Below are 22,377 nucleotides of genomic sequence, written 5' to 3'. Positions count from 1 at the left end.
TATTCAGGTACAGGTGTAGTAATGCCTTTCTTATAATTCTTTACACATTCAAGTTTAAACTGCCATGTATACTTCATATAAAAACCCTCCTTACTGGCTTATTGTCCAGTTTGGAGGGTACATATCACTTTGGAGGATTTTATATTTTATGTTCCATAAAGTCCTGGATCATCTGACCTGTAATACTGGATGTTCCTATTTCATTTTTCACTACTTCTCTTGAAAAGAAATCCGCCTGGTACAGTTCAGAACAATCCAAAGTAATATTGTCGCTGCCATCTAGTTCACAGACAAAGCCAACCTGTATATTCTGTGCAAAGCCCCATGGCTGCGATCCATAGTACCGAATGTTCTTAACCTTTAATCCAACTTCTTCTCTAACTTCTCTTACAACAGTATCTTCTAAACTTTCACCATATTCCACAAAACCAGCAATTAATACATAAGGTTTATCTTTTTGATGTTTTGCCATCAAAAGTCGATTTCCATCCAGAATCGCAATATTTACCGCTGGATTGATTCTTGGATATATACAGTTATGACACTTTGGACATACCAGCATAAATTCTTTTTTATCCAGTATTAATTCACTCTTGCAGCATCCACAATATTTATTGTGTTTCATCCATTGATAAATATGATATCCATTCATAATGGCAAATCCCAATTCATTTGGTAAAGCTGTTCTGACACTGTGCAAAGTACAATAATTTGTTTCAATTTCTTCTTTTGACAGAAAAAAGCGTTTATGATCGATTGTGAATAAATATAGACAATCTGCATAAAAATCTTTATATTCTGGAAGAACAATCTGATTCTGGATTATTTTTCCTGCAAATGCGTTTTCTTTATAAATTAAAAGTATATCTTCATCTTCTGGTTTTAAATACTGATATACATGATTAAATTCACCTTTTATTTCATGAATCATGTCAATCTTCCTTTTTTCGATTCAATAAATTTTCTTTTTTATCCATTAGACTTTCTTTTACTTCTTCTAAATATTCTGATTTTTTATCGGATACTTCACTGATGGTTTTACCAATGGATTCCGCTTTTGAAGATACAGATCTATAGACTTCCTGTTTTTTTTCATCGAAGGCATCTTTCATATCTTCTTTCACTTCACCAATATACTGTTTAAATTCTTCTGTATCCATATCCGATACATCACTCATTGTTCTACCAATGGTTTCTGCCTTTTCAGATACTGTCTTATACATTTCGTATTTTTTCTCATCAATGGCTTCATCCATATCTTTCAAAGCCTGTTTTGCTCTTAATTCAGCTTCCAGTATTTTTTCTTTTAATACAGAAGGAGATACTTTCATTGTTGGATACGCTCTTTCTAAACGAGCTACAAACAATGAACGATTTTTTAAAGCCATATGAACTTTTGTACTGATTTCTTCTGAATCATCTGCCTGGGTTCCATCAATTTCATCTCGGATCACATGCATTGCCAGCCTTGATAAAATTACATCACCTGTCATAAGAATAACGATCAGAATAGATATAACCCATTTTACTGGTTCTGAAATCGCATTTAATCCCAATCTAATTACTGGATAAATAATCTGCAGAATGACAAATGCTGCCAAACCAAACAGTATTAGATTTCCAATCCATACCCTTCCATGAATATTAAATGGTTTTGTACTGTAATCCCACCATCTTGCATGATATCGTTTTTCCATTATATAACTTACAAAATATTCTAAAATCCCACATACGATAAATCCACCGGCAAAAGTAGAAAAAATACCGGTATTTAAATGCAGAATATCCTGTAAAATAACAATAATAAAGACAACTCCAAAGCCATAAATCGGACAATAAGGTCCAATTAAAAATCCTCGATTCACAAATCGATGCAGTTCTATCATTTTTAAAATAACTTCCATACACCATCCCAATACGGAAAACAGGAAGAATACAATTACAAATTCAGACAGTCCTAAGCTCACTCTATCCCTCCTTTTAATATTTTAACATTTACTTCAACGGTTTCTTTTAATTGAATATATTCTACATGAGCATGATCAAACATTTTTTTGGAAGCAATATTGTTTTCTGTTCCATTGTACTTGTCACTTTCATAAACTACTTTTTTTATTCCCGATTGAATAATAGCTTTTGCACATTCATTACAGGGAAATAAAGAAACATAGATCGTACATCCTTCTAAATTCTGAATGCTGTTTAAAATCGCATTCAATTCTGCATGAACCACAAATGGATATTTTGTCTGAAGATACTGTCCATCCCTTTGCCACGGAAACAATTCATCATCACATCCCATAGGAAACCCATTATATCCAAGTCCTACCACTCGTTTGTCTTTATTCACAATACAGGCTCCTACCTGTGTATTGGGATCTTTAGACCGTTTTGCGGATAAATGAGCCATGCTCATGAAATATTCATCCCAGCTAAGTACATCGATTCTATGACTCATTCCATTTCCTCCAGTTCCTTTAATACCTGTTCAAATTCCTTTCCCAGACCAATTTCAAATGTCATCTTTTCATTTGAAGTCGGATGTATAAATTCCAGTTTATTGGCATGAAGAAGCTGACCATTGGTCTCTAATGTTTTTCGATATCCATAAGTCGGATCCCCTGCAATTGGATGACCTATATACTGCATATGAACACGAATCTGATGTGTTCTTCCTGTTTCCAGCTGACATTGTACATATGCATACTCTCTAAAATTTTTTAGTACAGTAAAATGAGTAATCGCATCTTTTGAATTTTTAGAAGTGACTTCCATTTTTTTCCGATCTTTTTCACTTCTTCCAATGGGCGCATGAATGGTTCCATATTCATGAGAAAATGGATGATGGACAATACATACATACTGACGGTGACAGGTTTTATTGGCCAATTGTTCACTGATTGCTTTATGTGCTTTATCATTTTTACATACAACCAGTAATCCAGATGTATCTTTATCAATTCGATGGACGATCCCTGGTCGATTCACTCCATTGATTCCGCTCAGATCTTTACAGTGATATAAAAGGGCATTGACCAGTGTACCACTGTAATGTCCAGGAGCCGGATGCACCACCATGCCTTTTGGTTTATTGATCACAATTAAATCCGAATCTTCATATACAATGTCCAGAGGAATGTTTTCAGGAAGGACTTCTGTATTTTCATCTTCTGGTATTTCAATGGTGATTCGATCGTTAAGCACAGTCGTATAACTGGCTTTTGCACTTTTTCCATTCACAAATATATGATTGTCATCCAGCAGATCTTTTACTCTTTTTCTGGAAACATCTAAAAATAAAGCAACAGCTTTATCCAGTCTTTGATGTTCCTGATTTTCATCTATTTTAAAAGTTCTTTCTTCCATCTTTTCTTTTCCTCAATTTCTTCTATCAGCATCCAACATAAAATTAACGCAAATCCAACAGTAATACAAATATCGGCTACATTAAATATCGGAAATGCATAACTTCCTATATATACCCCAATAAAATCACGTACATAATTTAAAAACATTCGATCTATAAAATTACCGATGGCGCCCGCAAAAACTAAAATATATCCAGTCATCATAAATTTATTTTCTGTATCCTTAAACATATAAAGAATAAAGATCAGAGCTGTAATTGTTATGATCCCAAAAAAAACATTTCCAAATCCAGTCAAAAGACTAAAGGCAGCTCCAGTATTCTGAAAATAAGTAAAATACAATACATGTTCAATCAGATCTACCTGTTCATGAAGTGAAATTGTTTTTGTGATATAGAGTTTTGTATATTGATCTAATAAAATCAGAATAATAGATGCGATTAGACCGATGATCCATTTTTTCTTATTCAATTCAATCCCTCGTTTCTGCACTTCATTTTATCATAATGAAAAGGCAGTTGAAACTGCCTTAATTTCTTAATTTACCATATTCCAATCCAGATAAGTCCTCAATTGGATTTCCATATATTCTTAATGTTTCCAGTAAAGTTAAATTCTTTAATGGTGAAACATCACTGATCTGATTGTTCTTTAAAGATAAAGACAACAAATAAGGAAGATTTGCGATTGGTGAAATATCTTTGATTGCATTATGATCCAGTCTTAAATAAGAAATGAATTCCAGATCTTTTAATGGACTTAAATCTTCAATATTATTGTTGTAGAAATCCACATAACATAATTCCTTTAAATCTTTTAAAGGAGATATGTCCGAAACATTGTTATATTCAAAATTTAAAATCTGAAGCTGTTTCATATCTTCTAAAGCAGATATATCTTCGATATTGTTGTTTCCAGCTTTCAGATCCACCATATGATTCGCATGTTTCAATGGTGAAATATCACGAATGGAATTGTTGTTGATATTCAAATGAATCAACTGATTGGCTTTCTTTAAAAATTCTATAGAAACCAGCTGACAATATTGTGCTTTAAAAGTTGTTAAATTTCCAACTGTAATAAAATCATCCACATGGGTAATTTCATTCTTAGAAACATCCAGTTTTCTTAAGGAAGACAGGTGATTCAGTTCCCTCATATCACTGAATCCAGATTGTTCCATACGTAAAACCTGCAGTTTATTCAAAGAGCGTAAAAAGTCAAAATTATCAGGAACATTATAAGACATATCCAATTCTTCCAATGATGGAAATTCTTTTAAAAGTGAATAATCTTTCAGATATGGACAGTTCTGAACATTTAATACACGCAAATTTTCCATTGACAGTAAAGCAGAAATATCATTCATTAAATTTGTTGACAGATCCAGTTCTTCCAAAGTCGAAATATAAGTTAAATCATCAATATTGAATAAACGCATTCCTGACAGATCCAGCTTCTTAAGATTTTTAAGGCGTCCTAAAACCGCAAAGCTGAATGGACCGTTTTCTGTATTGATGCTGACTTCTTTTAAATGAGCACATTTTTCCAGATAAACCAGACTGTCAATTTTAGCTTTTTTCATATTTAAATATTCCAGATTGATCATCGCCGCAACTGCAGAAATATCCATTGTGTATAAGTTATTATGAGAAATATTCAGTGATTTCAGTTGTCTGAATCCATGCAATGCCTGTAAATCTCTTAGCTGGTTTCCAGAAACATCTAATTTTTCGATGTTTCTTAAATCTTTAATTGGATCCAGAGATTGCAGTTTATTTCGAGACAGAATCAATGTCTCAATATTTTGTGCATACTCCAATCCATCCAGACATTCAATCTCTCTTTCCTGTGCATCCAGATAAATCAGATCCATCATATTATTCTCATTAATTTCATCTTCTTTACATTTTAATTTTGAAGCTATTACCTGTCTTAGACCGTCATCTTTAATCAACATAATTATGACCTCCATTTTTTTATATTATACACCATAAAGATTAAATAATACAAAAATCAAATGTTTTCTTTCATACAATATATAGAATAAATTGCTTGTTGAAGGATCCATAACATACCAATAAATAAAATCCAGAATGGAGAGATAAAACCAGTATATGACAGACAACATATTATCACTGCACTTACTAAATAAATATTGGTCATACATTTAAATGTTTTATAACAGGCATTTCCAATTTGTAATTTTTCCAGTTCATCACAGCTTTCATACCAGTCTTTCTGAAATTTTACATCAAATACATTACCTTTCTTTTCAGGTGCCATTTGTTTAATGCTTTTAATGATGACATTTGAAAGAATCAGTGTCCATACTATATACACAACAATAAGAAGAAAGGATATCATTCCCAGATCAAAAAGAGAATAGGCAGACAATCCTAAGCAGATGAACATTAAAGGCATTGCGACATTATTAAATATCATTGCTTTTGACAATGTTTTATTTGCTGTTTCATAATTGATTTCATCTTCCAAAGCCTTTAAATAAGATTTTGCTTTAAAATAGTATATTGTAGAAATCAGTAACAGAAAATATCCTATACCATACGCAAATACTCCATATGTAATCAGCAGATCACTAAGATAAATGCTCCATTCAAACAATTCCTGATAATATCCACCTATCAAAAAACCAATAAAACCACCAATTATTAAACTGATGATCATAATAAAAACAAACCGAATCATTATCTTTTTATCATTGTTCATATTCATCCTCCGTTAACATAAAGACTTCTTCTACATTTTTTTGAAATACATGGCTGATTTTTAAAGCCAGTGTAATACTGGGATTGTAGTCTCCCCTTTCAATCAAAGAAATGGTTTGCCTGGATGCATTGACAAGACTTCCTAATTCCTGCTGATTGATTCCCATAGCTGCTCGTAATTCTTTTACACGATTTAGAATTGCCATAGATTCTATCACCTCTTTTTTGACAACTTTATTTGTCATTAATACTTTATCATTGACAACAATAGTTGTCAAAACAATTTGTTAAAAAATTATTTTAAACCAATATGGACATTTTATAGACACAAGTGGTAAAATATCGTTAAGTAGGGATTCTTTATTATTTTCGGCAATTGTTTATCATAGGTAGACAAAGTTAGAGTAATTCAGTTCCGGGAGGTAAAAGCATGTACACTGGTAAAGTGAAATGGTTTAATGCCGAAAAAGGTTTCGGTTTCATCATTGGTACAGATGGAAAAGATGTCTTTGTTCACTTCTCTTCAATCAACGCAAAAGGTTATCGTACTTTAGAAGAAGGTCAGACAGTAACTTATGATTTGATTGAAAGCGAACGCGGCAAACAGGCAGCAAATGTGTCTGTTGTTCAGTAAGAACAGAAAAAAGCACGCGCAGTGCTTTTTTTTAAGAATATGAAAAAATACGAAATCGTAAAAGATTATGTTTATAGCCAATATTCAAAAATTAGCTATGAACCTTTAAAAACTGCTGCCTACACTCACACTGCTATGGTGGATGCTTCTATAACTCTACTTGCAATCTCACGAAACATTCGAATTGAACGGGCTAAAATCTGCGCCTTATTTCATGATTATGCACAATTTGTGGACAACTGTCCTCATGATCAGCATGCTAAATTATCAAGTTTATACTGTTCACAATTTTTAAGACAGACAGAATTGTTTAAAATCAATGAAATAGACGATATCTGTTATGCGATTTCTCGTCATTCTTTTAAAAATAAATACGATTCTCCTTTATGCGAGGCTTTAAAAGATGCGGATGTTATGGCTCGTTTTCTGGAAAACCCTGAATGTGAACTGAGTGACATAGAAAAACAGCGATTGTTTAAAGCAACCGCTGATATTCAAAAATAATTTTAAAATGATTGATAGTACAGTTCGACTTTGTCATCGAGCTGTCTTTTTATTTTACCAAAAACAAGATTGAAAATAGACTCATCAAATATGGCACAATCTATATAGGAATAACTCTTTCCAATACTTCCTCCAATGACTTTTCCTGTTTCATTCTTCTGAAGCTGTTTTTGAATGGAATTCGATATCTCTTTATGTAAAAGGGCATCCTGCTGATTTCCATATAAATTGCTGTAATAAATATATCCGTACTTTCCACCTTTACTTTCCATATCCGAAAGAACATCATTTTTCTCTTCTATAGTTTCTTCTAACAGGATAGGATGCGTTGTAAAGATCATCTTCATATCTTTCCTTAATGAATCGTGTGCAAAATCCTGAATTGGCTGATATACAGAATAGATGTCCAATGGAGAAACATATGTATGCCATCCTTTTCTTTCTACAATATCCAAAAGACGATCATAAAATTCAATAAGCGGACAGAATTCTTCCACTTCTTTGCATTCATCCATATAATCGATATGAGAAATATACGCTTCGTAACAACATTGACCCAATGCCAATTCAAGTAAATACATACTCATTTCTTTTTTGTTTTCCGTATTGTCAATAAGATAGAAACCAGGACAATAAACTTTCACGTGAACTAAATCCTGGTTGTCATCAATTCCATAGGACACAAAGAAATCCTGCAGATTGTACTGGTCTTCTTTGATCTGTACCGTTGCCAAGACAGCTTTAGACGATAAAGGTGGCAGACAATCATTAAGAATCCAATGATTTGAGATTGATTTAGGTGCTACCTGTACAAAATATTGAGCAATCAGCTGACATGTTTTATTGGGACCTGTATCAAATGTACATTCCAGTTCCCCATATACATTTTCCACAAAGAAATGACAGCCTGTCATTTCATAACACATATCATCTAACTTTTCTACATCTTTATTTAAAATTTCATAATTTGAATGGGTAAGACCATCTACAATTTCATCTTCTAATTCAACAAATAAATTCCAAAATTGTTTTGCATTGTCTTTTATACTCATTTTAATCCTGCTTCCATATAGTTTTAGATTCTGTAATAATCAGATCCATCGCAACATCACTTTTCTTGATTGTCATAGAATCCATTTTCTGACAGTCAAAAGCCACTCCGATTTTAATGGCTTTTGTCTGTTTTAAATATCGATCATAATATCCTTTTCCATATCCCATACGATACATCTTATAGAATCCGACCATAGGAACAAGAATGACATCCAGATCTAAAGGTTCTATTTTTATTTTATTGGATGGTTCATAAGTATTAAATTTACCTCGATACAATTTTCCTTTAAATTTATAGAAATTCATTGTCTGTTCATCTTCAACAATAGGTAAATATAATTGTTTATATCTTTTGAATTCATCAAAACAATTTACTTCACCTTTGATGGGAACATACATTCCTACCTTTCCATTTATAAAGGGTTCAAGTTTCTGAATGATTTTTGTTTCTTTTTCTTCGCGGTTTTCAACATTTGATCGTAATGTAATATAATCTTTTCTATCCAATGGAATCACTCATATCCAGCTGTAATAAACGATTTAGCTCTACAGCATATTCCATAGGCAATTCTCTTGTGAAAGGTTCCAAAAAACCCATTACGATCATTTCCGTTGCCTTTTGTCTGGATAAACCACGAGACATTAAATAAAACAATTGTTCCTCACTGATATTTGAAACCGTTGCTTCATGTTCAATTGTTGAATCATCATTTTTCATGATATTTGTAGGTAGTGTATCAGAACTTGACTGATTATCTAAAATCAAAGTATCGCATTCCACTTTACTTCTGGATCCTTTTGCTTTTGGATTGTGCTGGATCAGACCACGATAATTGGTTTTTCCTCCATTTTTTGAAATGGATTTTGAAATGATCTGACTGGATGTATTTTCTGCTAAATGGATCATTTTAGAACCCGAATCAATCTGCTGAATTCCATCTCCTACCGCAATGGTAATGCAGGTTCCTTTCGCATTTGGCCCTGCTAAAACACAGGTTGGGTATTTCATCGTCATTAAAGAGCCGATGTTTCCATCTACCCATTCCATTGATCCACCTTCAAATACTTTTGCTCGCTGAGTCACAAGGTTGTATATATTCTTTGACCAGTTCTGAATAGTAGTATATCGACATTTTGCGTTTTTTAATACGACAATTTCTACTACTCCTGCATGCAGAGAATCTTTTGAATAACTTGGCGCCGTACATCCTTCCACATAATGAATGTCACTTCCTTCATCGACAATGATCAATGTTCTTTCAAATTGTGCCATTCGTTCTGAATTAATACGGAAATAAGACTGTAATGGTTTTTCCAGCTTTACCCCAGGAGGTACATAAATAAAAGATCCTCCAGACCATACAGCTCCATTTAAAGCTGAAAACTTATTGTCATTGTAAGGGATAACGGTATCAAAATATTTTTTAAAGATTTCTGGGTATTCTCTTAAACCACTGTCTATGTCTAAGAAAATAACACCTTTTTCTTCCACTTCCTGAAGCATATTGTGATATACAACTTCTGATTCATACTGCGCTGAAGCTCCTGCCAGGAATTTTCTTTCAGCTTCTGGAATTCCCAGTCTTTCAAAAGTATTTTTAATCGTTTCTGGTACTTCTTCCCATTTATTAGTTTTATCTTCACTTGGACGTGAATAATATGTATAATCATTAAAATCCATATCCTTCAGATTCAATCCCCATTCCGGCATCGGTTTTTCCAGAAAACATTTTAATGATTTCAGACGATATTCTAACATCCATTCTGGTTCTTTTTTTATTGCGGATATTTCTCTGACAATTTGTTCATTTAATCCTTTAGGTGTTTCAAAAACGGCATTGTAATCGTCCTGAAAATCACCCTGTGATGAAAGTGTTATATCATCTGGATTCATCCTTTTCACCTTCACTTTCTCTGATCATCTGATCCATTGCTTTCCATCCTATTGTTGCACAATGAATTCGATTCGCCTGTTTACCAACATTCTGAAAGGCAATGGCTTCTTCTAAAAGATCTTCGTCATATTTTTTCTGATCGATCATATTAAAATAATTTGATATGATTTCTTTGGCTTCTTCTATGCTTTTTCCCTGCATAAGTTCACTCATAATGGAAGTAGAAGAAGTCGCAATAGTACAGGCAACTCCATCAAATCGTACATCCTGAATGATTCCATTTTCAATTTTTGATTGAACGGTAATATCATCAATACAGGAATCACTGGCCATATGAACCGATGCATATCCTGATTGATCCGTTAATGATTTATTTCTTGGATATTCATAATGATCCATTATAATTTCTCTTAATAATGATGCATCAATTGACATATTTTATCCTTTCTAAAAGAAAATATTAACACAGTTTTCTAATGTCACTTCTTTTAAAGCTTCTACAAATGTATCTATTTCTTCTTTTGTATTATAAAAATAAAAACTGGCACGTACCGTTGAATTGACATTTAATACTTCAGGCAACAGTTTTGCACAATGCTGGCCTGAACGAACAGCGATTCCTTTCGTATTCAGGAAGCTGGCAACATCCTGAGCAAAAATCATTTTTCCATGATCCATTACATTAAATGTAACAATTCCACATTCAGAATCTTTATTATATACAACAATATGATTCATATCTTTAATTTTATCTAAAAAATATCGTTTTAATTCAACTTCATAGGCATGAATGCGATCCTGGCCAATTTCTTCGATATATTTCATTGCCTGACCCATTCCAAGAACCGCTTCTATTGGCTGTGTTCCGCTTTCAAATTTTAAAGGGGATTCTTTTAAAAGGACATGCCCGCACTGATCAAAACGAGCATTTGATTCCCCTCCATAAAATACTGGTTCCAGTACATCCAGATATTTCTTTTTACCGTACAATATTCCTACTCCAGTCGGTCCGCACATTTTATGCGCACTCATCACAAAGAAATCCACATCCAGATCCTGTACATCGATTTTTATATGCGGTGTACTTTGTGCTCCATCTACAATCAGAATAATATTTCTGGCATGACACAACTCTGATATTTCTTTGATTGGTGTCTGATATCCCAATACATTGGATACTTGTGCTAAACAAACCACTTTTACTTTATCATTTAATGCTTTTTTAACATTTTCCAGTGTAATCTTTCCATGTGAATCTAAAGGTATATACTGTAGTTCAATTTTTTTTGATGCCTTCATCCACGGTAAGATGCTGGAAGCATGCTCACTTTGACAGGTTAAAACTGCATCTCCATCCTTTAAATATTGAGAAGTAAGCATGATACAGATTTCATTCAATCCCATTGTACTTCCTGAAGTAAAAACAATTTCTTCTGGATATCTGGCATTGATAAATTTCTGTGCTATCTTTCTTGCACCTTCAAATTGAGCATCCACCTGTCCACTCATTTCATAATCACCACGATGTGCATTGGCTCCTAAATAAGTATAATAATTTGTAATGGTCTGAATAACACAATCTGGCTTTAAAGTTGTGGCACTGTTATCAAAGTATATCAATGGTTTCTGGCACATTGTTCGATTTAATATAGGAAAATCTTCACGAATTTTATTAACGTCCATATAAACCTACTTTCCGTTCCATTTCACTTTGCAGTAGAATCTGCTGATTTTCATCCTCAATCTGATGAATAACTGGCATAAAATACCCTATACTTAATAATCCTAAAGCCTGCTGTTTTGAAAGCCCTCTGGATTGAAGATAATAAAGCTGTTCTTCATTTGGCTGTCCTATGGATAAAGCATGAGAAGCTTTTACCTGATTTTCTCCAATCAAAAGAAGAGGAGTCACTTTAGCTGTATGCCCTTTTGATAAAGTTAACACTCTGGTTTTCTGATGAGACTGAGATTCATGACATCCATTCTCTATATTTCCATTTGCCCACATTTCATAATAGGCATTTTCACATAAAACAGCATAATTATGAATTTGCCCATATGTATGACTGGACTGATGTCTAATTTCAATCTTTCCTTTTTTCTTTCCATTTTCATCACATAATTGAGCTGTATCAATATCAAATTCAGCTCCTTCTTCTTTTAAATTCACATTTAATGATAAATTCAAACCCGAAGACTGTAGATCCAGCAAGCTCATCATGCAATAAGAATCTTTCTTGCATTCAATTTCTATATTCAACTGTCCATTTTCCATCTGATTGAATAGAAAAATATGACTTTTGGAATCCTGCTGGCATACAATATGTAAATCAATTTTACTTTTCTGCATATGACAGAATAAAGACTGTTCGGATTCCATCTGAAAATGATTGGATTCATTCAAATAAACTGTCTGTATGGCTTCACTCATATTAAGCCACCTTCTTTGCACCACAGCTTCCTAAAGATAAAGGTGCTTTCTTTTCTTCTTTCTTTAAAGTAATGTTAAGTTCCTGTTCGATCCATTCGTAACCCATCGTATCTACTTTTTCAACAAGGCTTGCATCTGAAGATAGAACAATTTTTCCATCCACTAAAATATGTGCATGTGTTGGTTTTAGATAATCATAAAAACGGGCATAATGAGATACGATCAGCAATCCCATACCATTTTCTTTCTGGCATTCATTGATGGCATCAGAAACGATACGTAAAGCATCTACGTCTAAACCACTGTCAATTTCATCCAGCATCGCAATCTGTGGCTTAAGCATCATCATTTGAACAATTTCATTACGTTTCTTTTCCCCACCCGAAAATCCATCATTTAAAAAACGGTGTGCCAAATCAGGTTTCATATCCAGTTGCTTAATGGCTTTATCCATTTCTTTAATAAATTTAAATAAAGAAATTGGTTTTTCTCTTCTTGCGTTGATTGCACTTCTTAAAAAATCAGAGTTAGTTACCCCTGATATTTCACTTGGGTACTGCATACCTAAAAACAATCCGACTTTTGATCTTTCATCTACTTCCATAGACAATACATCCTGTCCATCAAATGTAATGCTTCCTTTTGTCACAATATATTTAGGGTTTCCCATAATGGCCTGAAGCAATGTTGATTTCCCATTTCCATTGGGCCCCATTAATGCATGTCTTTCATTGGAACGTACAGTTAAATCAATTCCTTTTAATATTTCTATATCATTGACTGATACATGTAAATCTTTAATGATTAGTTCTGCCATATTTATTCCTCTTTTCACTGAAATAGTTTAACAGAAAACAATAAGATTCTCAATTATTTAACACTTTGGTTTCATTGCATTTTTAGACGAATTTGATTATAATTGAAAAGATTATACATATAGGAGGTCTACTATGATTGAACTACTAAAATCCAATTGGTTTGTGGTAGTAATTGCGATTGTCATTCTATCTTTTGTAACCTATTTTATTTTCGATATGAATCGATATAATGTATCTGGTAAAAAAGCAGATGGACAGGAATTACTGGCAAGTGCAGCCAATGATAATATTAGTGCAGATGAATTTTATGAGGAAGAAGCACAATTTGATTCATCCTTGTTATACCAGATGTATAAAAAAGCAGTTATCAACGAAACTGTATCGGATTCTAAGGAATTAGAAGAAAAAGCAAAAGAATTGGAATCTACTATCCGTTCTAATTTTGAATCTCAATATGGAGAAAACTATGAAGTAAATTTATCTCAGGAACTGGCAAATTATGGTTTTGAAGGGGAAGATGCCTGCTTTGATTTCTGTATGACCAGTGTAAAAGAAAAACAGATGAATACCGAATTTGTTATAAAAAACTTTGATACATATAAAGAAGCAGTGGAACAAAGAAATCCAAGAACCGTTTCCATTATTTCTATTTCCGTTACCGATTCTGAAAACATCAGTGATGAAGAACAAAAGAAAATGGATAATGTAGATAAAGAAATAAAAGAAGAAAGCTTTGGAAAAGCGGCAACTGAATTTTCTGAAGATACATCTACAGCAAATAATAAAGGTTTCTATGGATATACAGATTCAACCGATGTTACAAGTACCACTTATTCTTATTATGGAACTGGACTTCCAAATGAAGTTGCCAGCCAAGCACAGGATCTGAAAAAAGGAGAAACATCCGATTGGATTTCCGTTACCACAAGTTCTGGTTCAACAATGATGTATAAAGTTTATGTAAATGAAACAAGTTTAAAGAAATTATTAAATTCTGATAATGAAGATGTCAGGGATTCTCTTGTTAGTGCTTTCCTATCTGCCAATAGTACACTGGAAATGGAATCCATTGAATCCTATGCATCAAAATTGGATATTACTTACAAAGATGAGAATACGAAAAAGAAAATCGAAAATTATATTTCCAGTCAATTAAAAACAGAAGGAGATGGTGAAGATGAATAAAATGAAATGGGCTTCTTGTCTTCTGTTAATTGGTTTATGTGGATGCTCTGGAGCACAGGCCAGTATTCAGAATGGAAAAGATACTTTATTTACAGTAGGATCTACCACTTATACAAAACAGGATGAATATAATTTAATCAAAGCATCTAATGGTGGAGCTTTAACACTTCAGCTTGCGAAAAATGCAGTATATGATGAAGTTATCGGAATGGATGATGATATCCGAAAAGCAGCACAGGAAAGTTATGATGATCTTGCCAGTGATTATTCCGATTTTGAAGATCAGTTAAAACAAATGGGATATGAAGATAAAGATGATTATATTAATACCGTCCTCATTCCTGAACAGCAGGGAAACCGTTTGCAGACTCAATATTTTAAGGACAATAAGAAAGAAATCCAAAAAACATATAAACCTTCTATTGTGACTATCTTAAAATGTGATGATGATAAAACCGCACAGAAAGCCATCGACGCTTTAAAAGATGGAAAAGAGCTTCAGGAAGTTTATGATACTTATACCAGTGCAGATTCAAGCTTCTCTAATGAAGAAATTGTCTGTACAACATTAAATACAGATATTCCAACTCGTCTGATCAATCAGGCTTATAAAACTAAAGATACTGGAGTTATTGATGAAGTATTCACAATGGATGATGGTACGACTTATTCTTATGTAGCCATTGTTTCAGACAAGGATTATGATAAAAATCTTTCAAAATATGAAGAAACCATTTCAGCTGGTGAAAATTTTGAAAAAGAAATGTGGGTATATTACTTCACAAAATACGATTTAAAAATATACGATCAGACAATTTTCGATTATTTAAAAGTCAATAATCCTGAATATTTATTGGATTATCCAGAATTATCAGAAGAAGATGAATAAAGGAGCTTATTTTTTAAGCTCCTTTGATTTTTCCAGTAAAGTATAACGGAAATTAAATTCTTCATTATCCTGAAGGCCGATGTAAAATAAACAGTCTATATCTTCCTGATTAAATAAATAAAAATGTTCACTATCAATCAATCCTTCCGGATACAGTACAGCGGCATAATCGTAAACTTCATCCTGATGAATCAGATTCTGTAAACGCCCCACGATCATAATTCTTTTCTTTGTATTTTTTAAAGTTACAACGCTTCCAATGGGTAAATATTCTTTCATCTTAACCTCCTAATAATTGACTTTTACTTTAAATCCCAATCCACAAATAAATCCCAGCTTAGAGCCAAACTCCCATTCTCTATTTTTATGACTGTATTCTAAATTGGCTTCCACACTTCCAATGGACCCGGTTCCACTTAGCGTGATACTGGCTGATAAAAAATGGAAAGAACAGCTCACCGATCCTTTTAGAAAAGATGCACCTGCCCCTAAAGAAAGACTTTGTTCCCCTGGATTTAATACTGCTTTGGCATTGGCATAACAGACCCCCAGCCAGCCATTCGCATTTGCCCTGGCATAGATCTTATCATTTCCTAAACGTAAATTAGCATTTGCGGACAATAAGGAAGCATCTGCTTTTGCCACAATTTGTAAAGACGGATAAAATTGTTTGTCTTTCCATAATCGACATTGGATTTTTCCATTTGCATACAATTTTAAAGCACTAATATTGCCTTTTAATGCTTTATAGGAAAGAGCTGCATTTCCATATTGATATTGAATTGTCTGTGAAAAAGTTAGAGAATTGTTTTTCTTAAATAACCACCCTAATGCATTTCCTGTTTCATTATGAGAATAATTCAATTTTCCTTTAGATGTTTGAACCAATACATCTTCGTTTTCTTCCCATCGATTACAGGACACACTAAAATAATTTGATAGATTATATATATCATTTATTATCTTCTGATGATTTGTAAACAATTGTGAATTATTAAAAGAAAGGGACTGAATTTGTGATAGCAGCTGATTTGCCATTTGTCTAATCAGATTTGTTTCAATCTTCATGTTGAACTTCCTCGATCTGTAAATAAATCAGAGCTGCCAGTTGATTGATTCTGGAAAGGAGAATTTCTTCTTCCTGAAAACTTCCTGTTAAAGAAGAAAGATTATTTTTAATCTGTGTGAGGGTGTACAATAATTCCTGATAATACGTTATTCTAGGATCCGATAGCACTTGTTAACATCTCTTCATTTTCTTTATAAGTGAATGCCGTCTGTGATAAGAATTGTGCATACAATTCCATTATTTCTACAAATGAGGAAAACGCAGGAACCAGTAATTGAAACTCTTCCTGAAATTTTATAGAAGCCGGTGAATTCCATATATCCATTATTGAATTCATCTGCATTTGAATTTGCGAAAATGTATCCATCATCTGTAATTTTAAAGCACTCATCTGATTCGCATACTGACTTACATCTTCATATGAAATCTGTAACATAATTATCCTCTCTATCCCAGCATACGAGCCTGGGCAATGCGATCCTGTTGAATTTGCTGATACATCGATGCACTTTTCTGTAATAAAGAAGCATATTCTTCTAATACCTGTGTCATCTGGTTTAATTTTGGATATAGTTCATCAAATTTAGATACAAACATTAAATGGTCTTCTCCCTGCCAGATAGATGCCATTCCATGAATTCTTTGTTGAATGGATTCGATAATCTGATGATACTCATCTGCTTTAACATATAAACATTGACTTTGCTGCATTAATTGTTCATAATTTACACTTATTCTCATAATTATTTATTCTCCTATACTAAAATAAGATGATCTCCTGTACAAACAAAGTTTTCTTGCCAGGTTTTCTGATTGTCTAATATTCTACGGTTCTCTACATGAAACAGGAAATGATCAAACGTATATCTTTCGCATAACCATTTTCCCGAAATATCTTTGATAAAACTTCCTACATTTCCCTGACTATTCATCCATATATCATGAACATAAGGATGAGGCAGTACTTTAATATGTAATAAATATTTTTTCATATTATCACTCCAGACTATAAGCTTTTCTTTCATCCCAGAACATAAGAAAAGAAGCAGGTATATTCTTTCTTTTTATATAGAATCCATATTCCAGGTATCCTGGACCAAACCATAATATATCCCATTCATACTGATTCAAAATATATTCCTGGGACTGAAAAAAAGCTATGGATGATGGAATATGAATCATTTGAATTTTATCTAGACAAGGCCAATCCTTTATCTTGTCTTTTATATCTTTCTCTAAACTCTTTTGCGCATATACAATCAACAGTTTTCTTCTAGTATCCCAATACACCCACTCTTTTTGACAAATTCCCAGATATACATGAGATTCAAAATGAACTTTTTTCTTTTTCTGATAGAAAGGGTCTCTTTTCTGAAACTGAAATGGATACAATTCATTCTGGATTTCGATCCAGTTTTCATTGCATAGATGTGACTTAGTAAAAAAAGTTTTTATATATTCATTAGAATGAACATTCCAGCAGCATTTAAATCGATTCACTCCTGTATTGAAATGAATAGGATTTTTTGTCAGTACAATCAAACGTATATTCTTTTTCTGAAAGGATTCGACATTTTCTAAAAATTCTGAATCTGCCAGAACGATCAATGTGAATGGTTCTTTAATAAAAGTACATTCAAATAAAGCCTTCATATCTTTAAAATCTCGATCTGTATAAGGGATGGATAGTTTATAAGTAAATACAGGATCTTTAAAATAAAAGAAAATTTGTGGAATCCAGGAAAAATCATCCGTTAGTATATATAAAGATTGACCATGATACAGATCAAAGGGAATTTGTTTCACATCTTTTATATCTTCATAGACCAGAAGTTCATTTTGAAAAGGATACTTAGATAAAACTGGTAAGAACAGTTCCACTCTTGATTCAGGATAGGACAATATTTTCTGTTTTAGACGTTCAAACTTTGTTTCTGTTTCTTTTTTTTCATATAAAACTTCATCATAATCATTCACAAACTGATATATCATTTCTTTTTCATTTAAATAAAAACTATGCCCCTTTACACAAGACTGTCTTTGCAGGATAAATTGTCCAGGTTCTTTTAAATGATACGCAAAATCATTGTGCAGAACTTCCATAGAATCCTGTTTCGAATTCACTTTCATACAGATATGAAAGGAAGTATTGGCCCAAATCTGTTCATCAATAATTCCCATTGGTTTCTGGGTTGATAAAATCAGATGAATTCCTAAAGATCTTCCAATACGTGCCATTTCCTTTATAGATGCCATAGCTTGCCTTGCTTGTTCTTTTAATTGAGCAAATTCATCGATCACAATCATCAAATGACTCATTTTACGATTCTTTTTTAAATTGTAAACATTAATATGATTCACACCAGCATGTTTTAATTGTTTCTGACGAGTATCTATAAGGCAATTCATCAAAACCAGAAAGCGATCTAAATCACGGTCTAAATTGGTAATAGTTGCCACACAATGAGGAAAGTCTTCAAATGACTGGGAAAAAGCTCCTCCTTTAAAATCAATCAATACAAATTGAAAAAGTGAACAACTGTTATTCATCGCCAGCTGTATCAGAATCGTATACAACAATTCTGACTTTCCAGATCCTGTTGTTCCAGCAATCAGTCCATGTACTCCATCTTTTGTTTCATCCAGATTTAGAATAATTTTTTCCCCTTGTTCATCCATACCCAATTCCACTTCCAGCTGAACCGTATTCTTTCTTTCCTTAAAAGAAATATTTTTTTCAGTTCCTGTGGATAAACAATCTTTCTGATAAATTGAATAATTGAACTGATAATGGAAAGAAGGTTTATAGACTGTATCTATGCAGATGGTTGAATCAAAAATATATAAATAATTCTGATTTTCCTTTTTTCGCTTCTGAAAAAGCTGTTTACTTTTTTCATCAAATATCCATAAACGATATCCTTCTTCCATACATTTTGGATGAGATAAAAAATAACACTCTTTAAATGAATTTCCAACCAGTACATATTTCAGATCGTTTTGACATTCGCATAGTACCTGCATCCATCCATTTATAGAATTTGTTAACTGGAGGGCTTTGATCTGTTTCAGATAAATGGGTATCTGCACACGGATTTCATGCATTTGAATCCATTTTTTTATATTTTTATCCATATCAGAATTTAAATATTGAAAAGGAGGCTCTTTCAATTGAAAATAAGAATATTTTTGATGGGAATAATCGACTAATACATCATCAAATTGATATTGATGAGACATAAAATCATTAAACTGTTCTTCTAAAAGAACATTGATTTTCTGTTCTTTTTCTTTTATCGATTCATATAACATATTTAAATAATCAAAATATTGGTGTTCTTTAAATTGAATCTGTTTCATTGAATTCTGAAACGATTGTTTACGATTGTATAAACCAAAAAACAGAAATCCAACAGCCATGGAACAAGACATAAAAAATGTGGCAATCAGCTGATTCTTTTGTTCTGGATGCATAAAATACAAAATAAGAAACGATAGTAAAGAAGATGTTAAAATCATAAAGGAAGAACCAATCGATTGAAATAAAGGTGTCTTAACGGGTGCGTTTTCCCATATATATGATTCTGGTACAATTGGCTTTCTTTCAATTTTTAGAACCTGTTTTCTTTCTTTTTTTACTGGTTCTATTTGCATACAATGACTTTTTAATTCTTCCTTTTTCTGTTCTATAGGAACCATTAGATAACATCCAAAATAAAAGAATTGATATTTTGTGATCCATATCTCGTCTCCATCTTTTAAACGAATTTGATTTACTTTTGATCCATTTACATAGACACCATTTGTACTTTTCTCATCTTTCAGATAGAAATGATCTTCTTTTTTTTCAATTGAAAAATGAATACTGGATATATCTAAATCATTAATCTGACAATTGCAATTTTTATCTCTTCCAACGATAAACTGATTCTTAATAGTACAGATAGAAAATGTTCGAATGGGTACAGGAATAAATACATATTCTTTATATCTTACAGGTTTAAGACAGATCATTTTTTGATTGTCTAAACAAATATAGACTTTATTTTCCTGTTCTATCAGTCGAAAATTCGCATATTCAATCTGTTTTTCAAAACATATACATTCACATTTATTCTGATGATATATTTGAATTCTTTTCATAAAGTTTTTTTATTAGAAACAATATAGGAATGATAAATATCATTAACCATTTTTGACTTACTTTTATTTCACTATCTTTTTGATTTTCTTTTTTCATAGAGTTTTCCATTATCACATTTATTTTATAGGAAGGCTGAATCGCCTTAAACTCATAAACAAATTGAGATAATGAATTCGTTTTAAACTTGTCCATTGATATTTCTTTTCCATTGATCTTAACCATCTTCAGATAATTGGATGGATCCTTTAAAAATACAATTTGAATGGTATCGAAAAAAGAAGCTTTATCTGTTTCTTGGCCATTCACAAGAATCTTGCATACAGGCATAATTTCTTCTTTTTCTTCTTTTAGAAGAACTTTGTCCTCTTTTACGCTCCAGATTCGTTTAAGTGGTTTTGATTCTGTTTCACTGACTTCTATAACTTCATTCAATTTATAAAAAATATATTGTCTGTTTACAGGTTCATTCAATCCATCCTCCAAACAGATTTGACAGACCAATGTCTGATTAGGTTTTAATAATTGTAAGGATGTATACAGATCTGTATAGATTGGCTGATTTTCGATCCATTGTTTTACTGTTACTTCTGCTTCTTTATTTAATTGAATGTCATAATTTATACAGGTAGTAAAATAAATCTGTTCTTTTTCTACACTTGTATTGTTGAAAAAGAAATCAAAATTCAAATGTCGACGATCAATTACATACTCTCTTTGTTCAAATACCGTCTGATCAAACAGATCCTGCACTGTTATCTGCAGCTGATAGATTCTTTTTTCATCATCATTGGCTTCAAATGATATCGTATCTTCTAATGAATAATATTGTCCATTCACCATAAGGTTTCCACTTTTAAAATAAGGACAATTTATTTCATACTGTAAAATCTGGTTCTGATTTGTCACATAAGAATCTGGCAAAACAACAGAGGGAAGCTGGTTTGTAAAAGTAAAGGACTGTACTTCTTTTACTAAATAAGGATATCTTGTATCTCTAAGAATAAATTGATAAAAACCTGTCTTATCAAAGGTTGTCCCCTGTTTTATCGTATCGATTTTTTCTCCATCCAGATATTCTTCAATCTCTAAGAAATCCCATTCGATGCTGGAATCGAAAACAATTTCACTTTGTGTCGTATATTCCGTTTGAATATTGCTTGTAATGGATATTGGCTGTGAATCAATTTTCAGAATCTTTTTACTTTTATTGTTATATTCATCACAACATTCAATACATATTTCCTTATTTTCTTTTGTCACAAACAATTCATTTTGAAAATCTACACTTTGACCATCTACATACAATTTTGTTTCTGCCTTCGAAGCATCTTCTATATCAATCTGCAGGGTACATTCATCCCATAATACAAATTCAGAATCGATATAAAAATCATCTATAGATACCTTAATTTCTGGGGCTGTAGTATCCAGAAAAAACTCTTTTTGATTTTCTTCTAATATATTTCCATCTTTGTCTTTTAAGCAATATACAAGATAAGTACTTCCTTCATTCTGTAAAGTAAAACTTAAAGAATCCAATTCTTCCTGTTCATAGATAAAAGTGCTTTGCGAACAGTCTACAATCGGATTGCACTGTATGGTTATGGTCTGATTGTCATTAATAAAAGTTATAAATGGATTAATAGGAGGTAACATAA

The 22,377-nt window shown here is 32.4% G+C and carries 27 protein-coding genes; 4 read left to right on the top strand and 23 right to left on the bottom strand.

The window, feature by feature from the left end; genetic code table 11:
- Nucleotides 1-139: 139 nt before the first annotated feature.
- From nudC to FYJ50_RS08365, 8 genes are read right to left on the bottom strand one after another with little or no spacing between them, the layout of a single operon-like run.
- Entirely contained in the window at nucleotides 140-931 is a 792-nt protein-coding gene (gene nudC, locus FYJ50_RS08400) for an NAD(+) diphosphatase (protein ID WP_154460981.1), read from the bottom strand.
- Nucleotide 932: 1 nt separating this feature from the next.
- The gene (locus tag FYJ50_RS08395) at nucleotides 933-1,967 is read right to left on the bottom strand and encodes a putative ABC transporter permease (protein WP_154460979.1); all 1,035 of its coding nucleotides are present in this window, start codon (nucleotides 1,965-1,967) and stop codon (nucleotides 933-935) included.
- Nucleotides 1,964-2,458 (bottom strand): deoxycytidylate deaminase, encoded by a 495-nt coding sequence (locus tag FYJ50_RS08390; RefSeq protein WP_154460977.1) that lies wholly within the window; start codon nucleotides 2,456-2,458, stop codon nucleotides 1,964-1,966. Before FYJ50_RS08390 ends, FYJ50_RS08395 begins: the two co-directional genes overlap by 4 nt.
- Nucleotides 2,455-3,366, bottom strand: coding sequence for an RluA family pseudouridine synthase (locus FYJ50_RS08385; protein WP_154460975.1), 912 nt, complete (start codon nucleotides 3,364-3,366; stop codon nucleotides 2,455-2,457). The genes FYJ50_RS08390 and FYJ50_RS08385 overlap by 4 nt, the downstream gene beginning before the upstream one ends.
- The gene (gene lspA / locus FYJ50_RS08380) at nucleotides 3,342-3,839 is read right to left on the bottom strand and encodes a signal peptidase II (RefSeq protein ID WP_154460973.1); all 498 of its coding nucleotides are present in this window, start codon (nucleotides 3,837-3,839) and stop codon (nucleotides 3,342-3,344) included. The genes FYJ50_RS08385 and lspA overlap by 25 nt, the downstream gene beginning before the upstream one ends.
- 58 nt (nucleotides 3,840-3,897) lie before the next feature.
- Nucleotides 3,898-5,328 carry a leucine-rich repeat domain-containing protein gene (locus tag FYJ50_RS08375; protein WP_154460971.1) on the bottom strand — a complete coding sequence of 477 codons (1,431 nt, stop codon included), beginning with the start codon at nucleotides 5,326-5,328 and terminating at the stop codon, nucleotides 3,898-3,900.
- A gap of 56 nt (nucleotides 5,329-5,384) precedes the next feature.
- Nucleotides 5,385-6,098: a DUF3169 family protein gene (locus tag FYJ50_RS08370; RefSeq protein WP_205946487.1), complete on the bottom strand. Its 714-nt coding sequence runs from the start codon at nucleotides 6,096-6,098 to the stop codon at nucleotides 5,385-5,387.
- Nucleotides 6,088-6,375 (bottom strand): helix-turn-helix transcriptional regulator, encoded by a 288-nt coding sequence (locus FYJ50_RS08365; RefSeq protein WP_476729692.1) that lies wholly within the window; start codon nucleotides 6,373-6,375, stop codon nucleotides 6,088-6,090. The genes FYJ50_RS08370 and FYJ50_RS08365 overlap by 11 nt, the downstream gene beginning before the upstream one ends.
- A gap of 152 nt (nucleotides 6,376-6,527) precedes the next feature.
- On the opposite strand from FYJ50_RS08365, the gene FYJ50_RS08360 reads away from it, so the two are divergent.
- Together FYJ50_RS08360 and FYJ50_RS08355 are read left to right on the top strand one after the other, a co-directional pair.
- The gene (locus FYJ50_RS08360; protein WP_154460967.1) at nucleotides 6,528-6,731 is read left to right on the top strand and encodes a cold-shock protein; all 204 of its coding nucleotides are present in this window, start codon (nucleotides 6,528-6,530) and stop codon (nucleotides 6,729-6,731) included.
- Nucleotides 6,732-6,770: 39 nt separating this feature from the next.
- A complete protein-coding gene (locus tag FYJ50_RS08355) occupies nucleotides 6,771-7,235 on the top strand; it encodes an HD domain-containing protein (RefSeq protein ID WP_154460965.1) in 465 nt (154 codons plus the stop codon).
- A gap of 2 nt (nucleotides 7,236-7,237) precedes the next feature.
- On the opposite strand, the gene FYJ50_RS08350 is transcribed toward FYJ50_RS08355, so the two are convergent.
- From FYJ50_RS08350 to sufC, 7 genes are read right to left on the bottom strand one after another with little or no spacing between them, the layout of a single operon-like run.
- Nucleotides 7,238-8,287, bottom strand: coding sequence for a hypothetical protein (locus FYJ50_RS08350; RefSeq protein ID WP_154460963.1), 1,050 nt, complete (start codon nucleotides 8,285-8,287; stop codon nucleotides 7,238-7,240).
- 1 nt (nucleotide 8,288) lies between these two features.
- A complete protein-coding gene (locus FYJ50_RS08345) occupies nucleotides 8,289-8,795 on the bottom strand; it encodes a 5-formyltetrahydrofolate cyclo-ligase (protein ID WP_154460961.1) in 507 nt (168 codons plus the stop codon).
- Nucleotides 8,788-10,182 (bottom strand): Fe-S cluster assembly protein SufB, encoded by a 1,395-nt coding sequence (gene sufB / locus FYJ50_RS08340; RefSeq protein ID WP_154460959.1) that lies wholly within the window; start codon nucleotides 10,180-10,182, stop codon nucleotides 8,788-8,790. Before sufB ends, FYJ50_RS08345 begins: the two co-directional genes overlap by 8 nt.
- A complete protein-coding gene (gene sufU, locus FYJ50_RS08335) occupies nucleotides 10,169-10,618 on the bottom strand; it encodes a Fe-S cluster assembly sulfur transfer protein SufU (RefSeq protein WP_154460957.1) in 450 nt (149 codons plus the stop codon). The genes sufB and sufU overlap by 14 nt, the downstream gene beginning before the upstream one ends.
- A 12-nt stretch (nucleotides 10,619-10,630) precedes the next feature.
- Nucleotides 10,631-11,866 (bottom strand): aminotransferase class V-fold PLP-dependent enzyme, encoded by a 1,236-nt coding sequence (locus FYJ50_RS08330; RefSeq protein ID WP_154460955.1) that lies wholly within the window; start codon nucleotides 11,864-11,866, stop codon nucleotides 10,631-10,633.
- Complete coding sequence (locus FYJ50_RS08325) at nucleotides 11,856-12,614, bottom strand: SufD family Fe-S cluster assembly protein (protein ID WP_154460953.1); 759 nt, start codon at nucleotides 12,612-12,614, stop codon at nucleotides 11,856-11,858. The genes FYJ50_RS08330 and FYJ50_RS08325 overlap by 11 nt, the downstream gene beginning before the upstream one ends.
- A 1-nt stretch (nucleotide 12,615) precedes the next feature.
- Nucleotides 12,616-13,431 (bottom strand): Fe-S cluster assembly ATPase SufC, encoded by an 816-nt coding sequence (gene sufC / locus FYJ50_RS08320; RefSeq protein ID WP_154460951.1) that lies wholly within the window; start codon nucleotides 13,429-13,431, stop codon nucleotides 12,616-12,618.
- 133 nt (nucleotides 13,432-13,564) lie between these two features.
- On the opposite strand from sufC, the gene FYJ50_RS08315 reads away from it, so the two are divergent.
- Both FYJ50_RS08315 and FYJ50_RS08310 read left to right on the top strand, forming a co-directional pair.
- On the top strand, nucleotides 13,565-14,617 hold the full coding sequence (locus FYJ50_RS08315) for a peptidylprolyl isomerase (RefSeq protein ID WP_154460949.1): 1,053 nt from the start codon (nucleotides 13,565-13,567) through the stop codon (nucleotides 14,615-14,617).
- Nucleotides 14,610-15,506, top strand: coding sequence for a peptidylprolyl isomerase (locus FYJ50_RS08310; RefSeq protein ID WP_235900954.1), 897 nt, complete (start codon nucleotides 14,610-14,612; stop codon nucleotides 15,504-15,506). Before FYJ50_RS08315 ends, FYJ50_RS08310 begins: the two co-directional genes overlap by 8 nt.
- 6 nt (nucleotides 15,507-15,512) lie before the next feature.
- On the opposite strand, the gene FYJ50_RS08305 is transcribed toward FYJ50_RS08310, so the two are convergent.
- The 8 genes from FYJ50_RS08305 to FYJ50_RS08270 are packed head-to-tail and all read right to left on the bottom strand — an operon-like array spanning nucleotide 15,513 to nucleotide 22,375.
- On the bottom strand, nucleotides 15,513-15,785 hold the full coding sequence (locus FYJ50_RS08305; protein WP_154460947.1) for a DUF4176 domain-containing protein: 273 nt from the start codon (nucleotides 15,783-15,785) through the stop codon (nucleotides 15,513-15,515).
- 9 nt (nucleotides 15,786-15,794) lie between these two features.
- On the bottom strand, nucleotides 15,795-16,574 hold the full coding sequence (locus tag FYJ50_RS08300; RefSeq protein ID WP_154460945.1) for a hypothetical protein: 780 nt from the start codon (nucleotides 16,572-16,574) through the stop codon (nucleotides 15,795-15,797).
- A complete protein-coding gene (locus tag FYJ50_RS08295) occupies nucleotides 16,564-16,704 on the bottom strand; it encodes a hypothetical protein (protein ID WP_154460943.1) in 141 nt (46 codons plus the stop codon). The genes FYJ50_RS08300 and FYJ50_RS08295 overlap by 11 nt, the downstream gene beginning before the upstream one ends.
- 22 nt (nucleotides 16,705-16,726) lie before the next feature.
- Entirely contained in the window at nucleotides 16,727-17,011 is a 285-nt protein-coding gene (locus FYJ50_RS08290; protein ID WP_154460941.1) for a WXG100 family type VII secretion target, read from the bottom strand.
- A gap of 11 nt (nucleotides 17,012-17,022) precedes the next feature.
- A complete protein-coding gene (locus FYJ50_RS08285) occupies nucleotides 17,023-17,316 on the bottom strand; it encodes a WXG100 family type VII secretion target (RefSeq protein WP_154460939.1) in 294 nt (97 codons plus the stop codon).
- Between the two features lie 14 nt (nucleotides 17,317-17,330).
- Nucleotides 17,331-17,567, bottom strand: coding sequence for a hypothetical protein (locus FYJ50_RS08280; protein WP_154460937.1), 237 nt, complete (start codon nucleotides 17,565-17,567; stop codon nucleotides 17,331-17,333).
- Nucleotides 17,568-17,571: 4 nt separating this feature from the next.
- Nucleotides 17,572-20,718, bottom strand: coding sequence for an FtsK/SpoIIIE domain-containing protein (locus tag FYJ50_RS08275; protein WP_154460935.1), 3,147 nt, complete (start codon nucleotides 20,716-20,718; stop codon nucleotides 17,572-17,574).
- Entirely contained in the window at nucleotides 20,687-22,375 is a 1,689-nt protein-coding gene (locus FYJ50_RS08270; RefSeq protein ID WP_154460934.1) for a hypothetical protein, read from the bottom strand. The genes FYJ50_RS08275 and FYJ50_RS08270 overlap by 32 nt, the downstream gene beginning before the upstream one ends.
- Between the last annotated feature and the right edge of the window lie 2 nt (nucleotides 22,376-22,377).

It is taken from the genome of Floccifex porci (assembly GCF_009696175.1).
Taxonomy (GTDB): Bacteria; Bacillota_I; Bacilli_A; order Erysipelotrichales; family Erysipelotrichaceae; genus Floccifex; species Floccifex porci.
The sequence above is the reverse complement of the archived record's forward strand: the minus strand, read 5'-3'. Positions and strand labels throughout refer to the sequence as shown.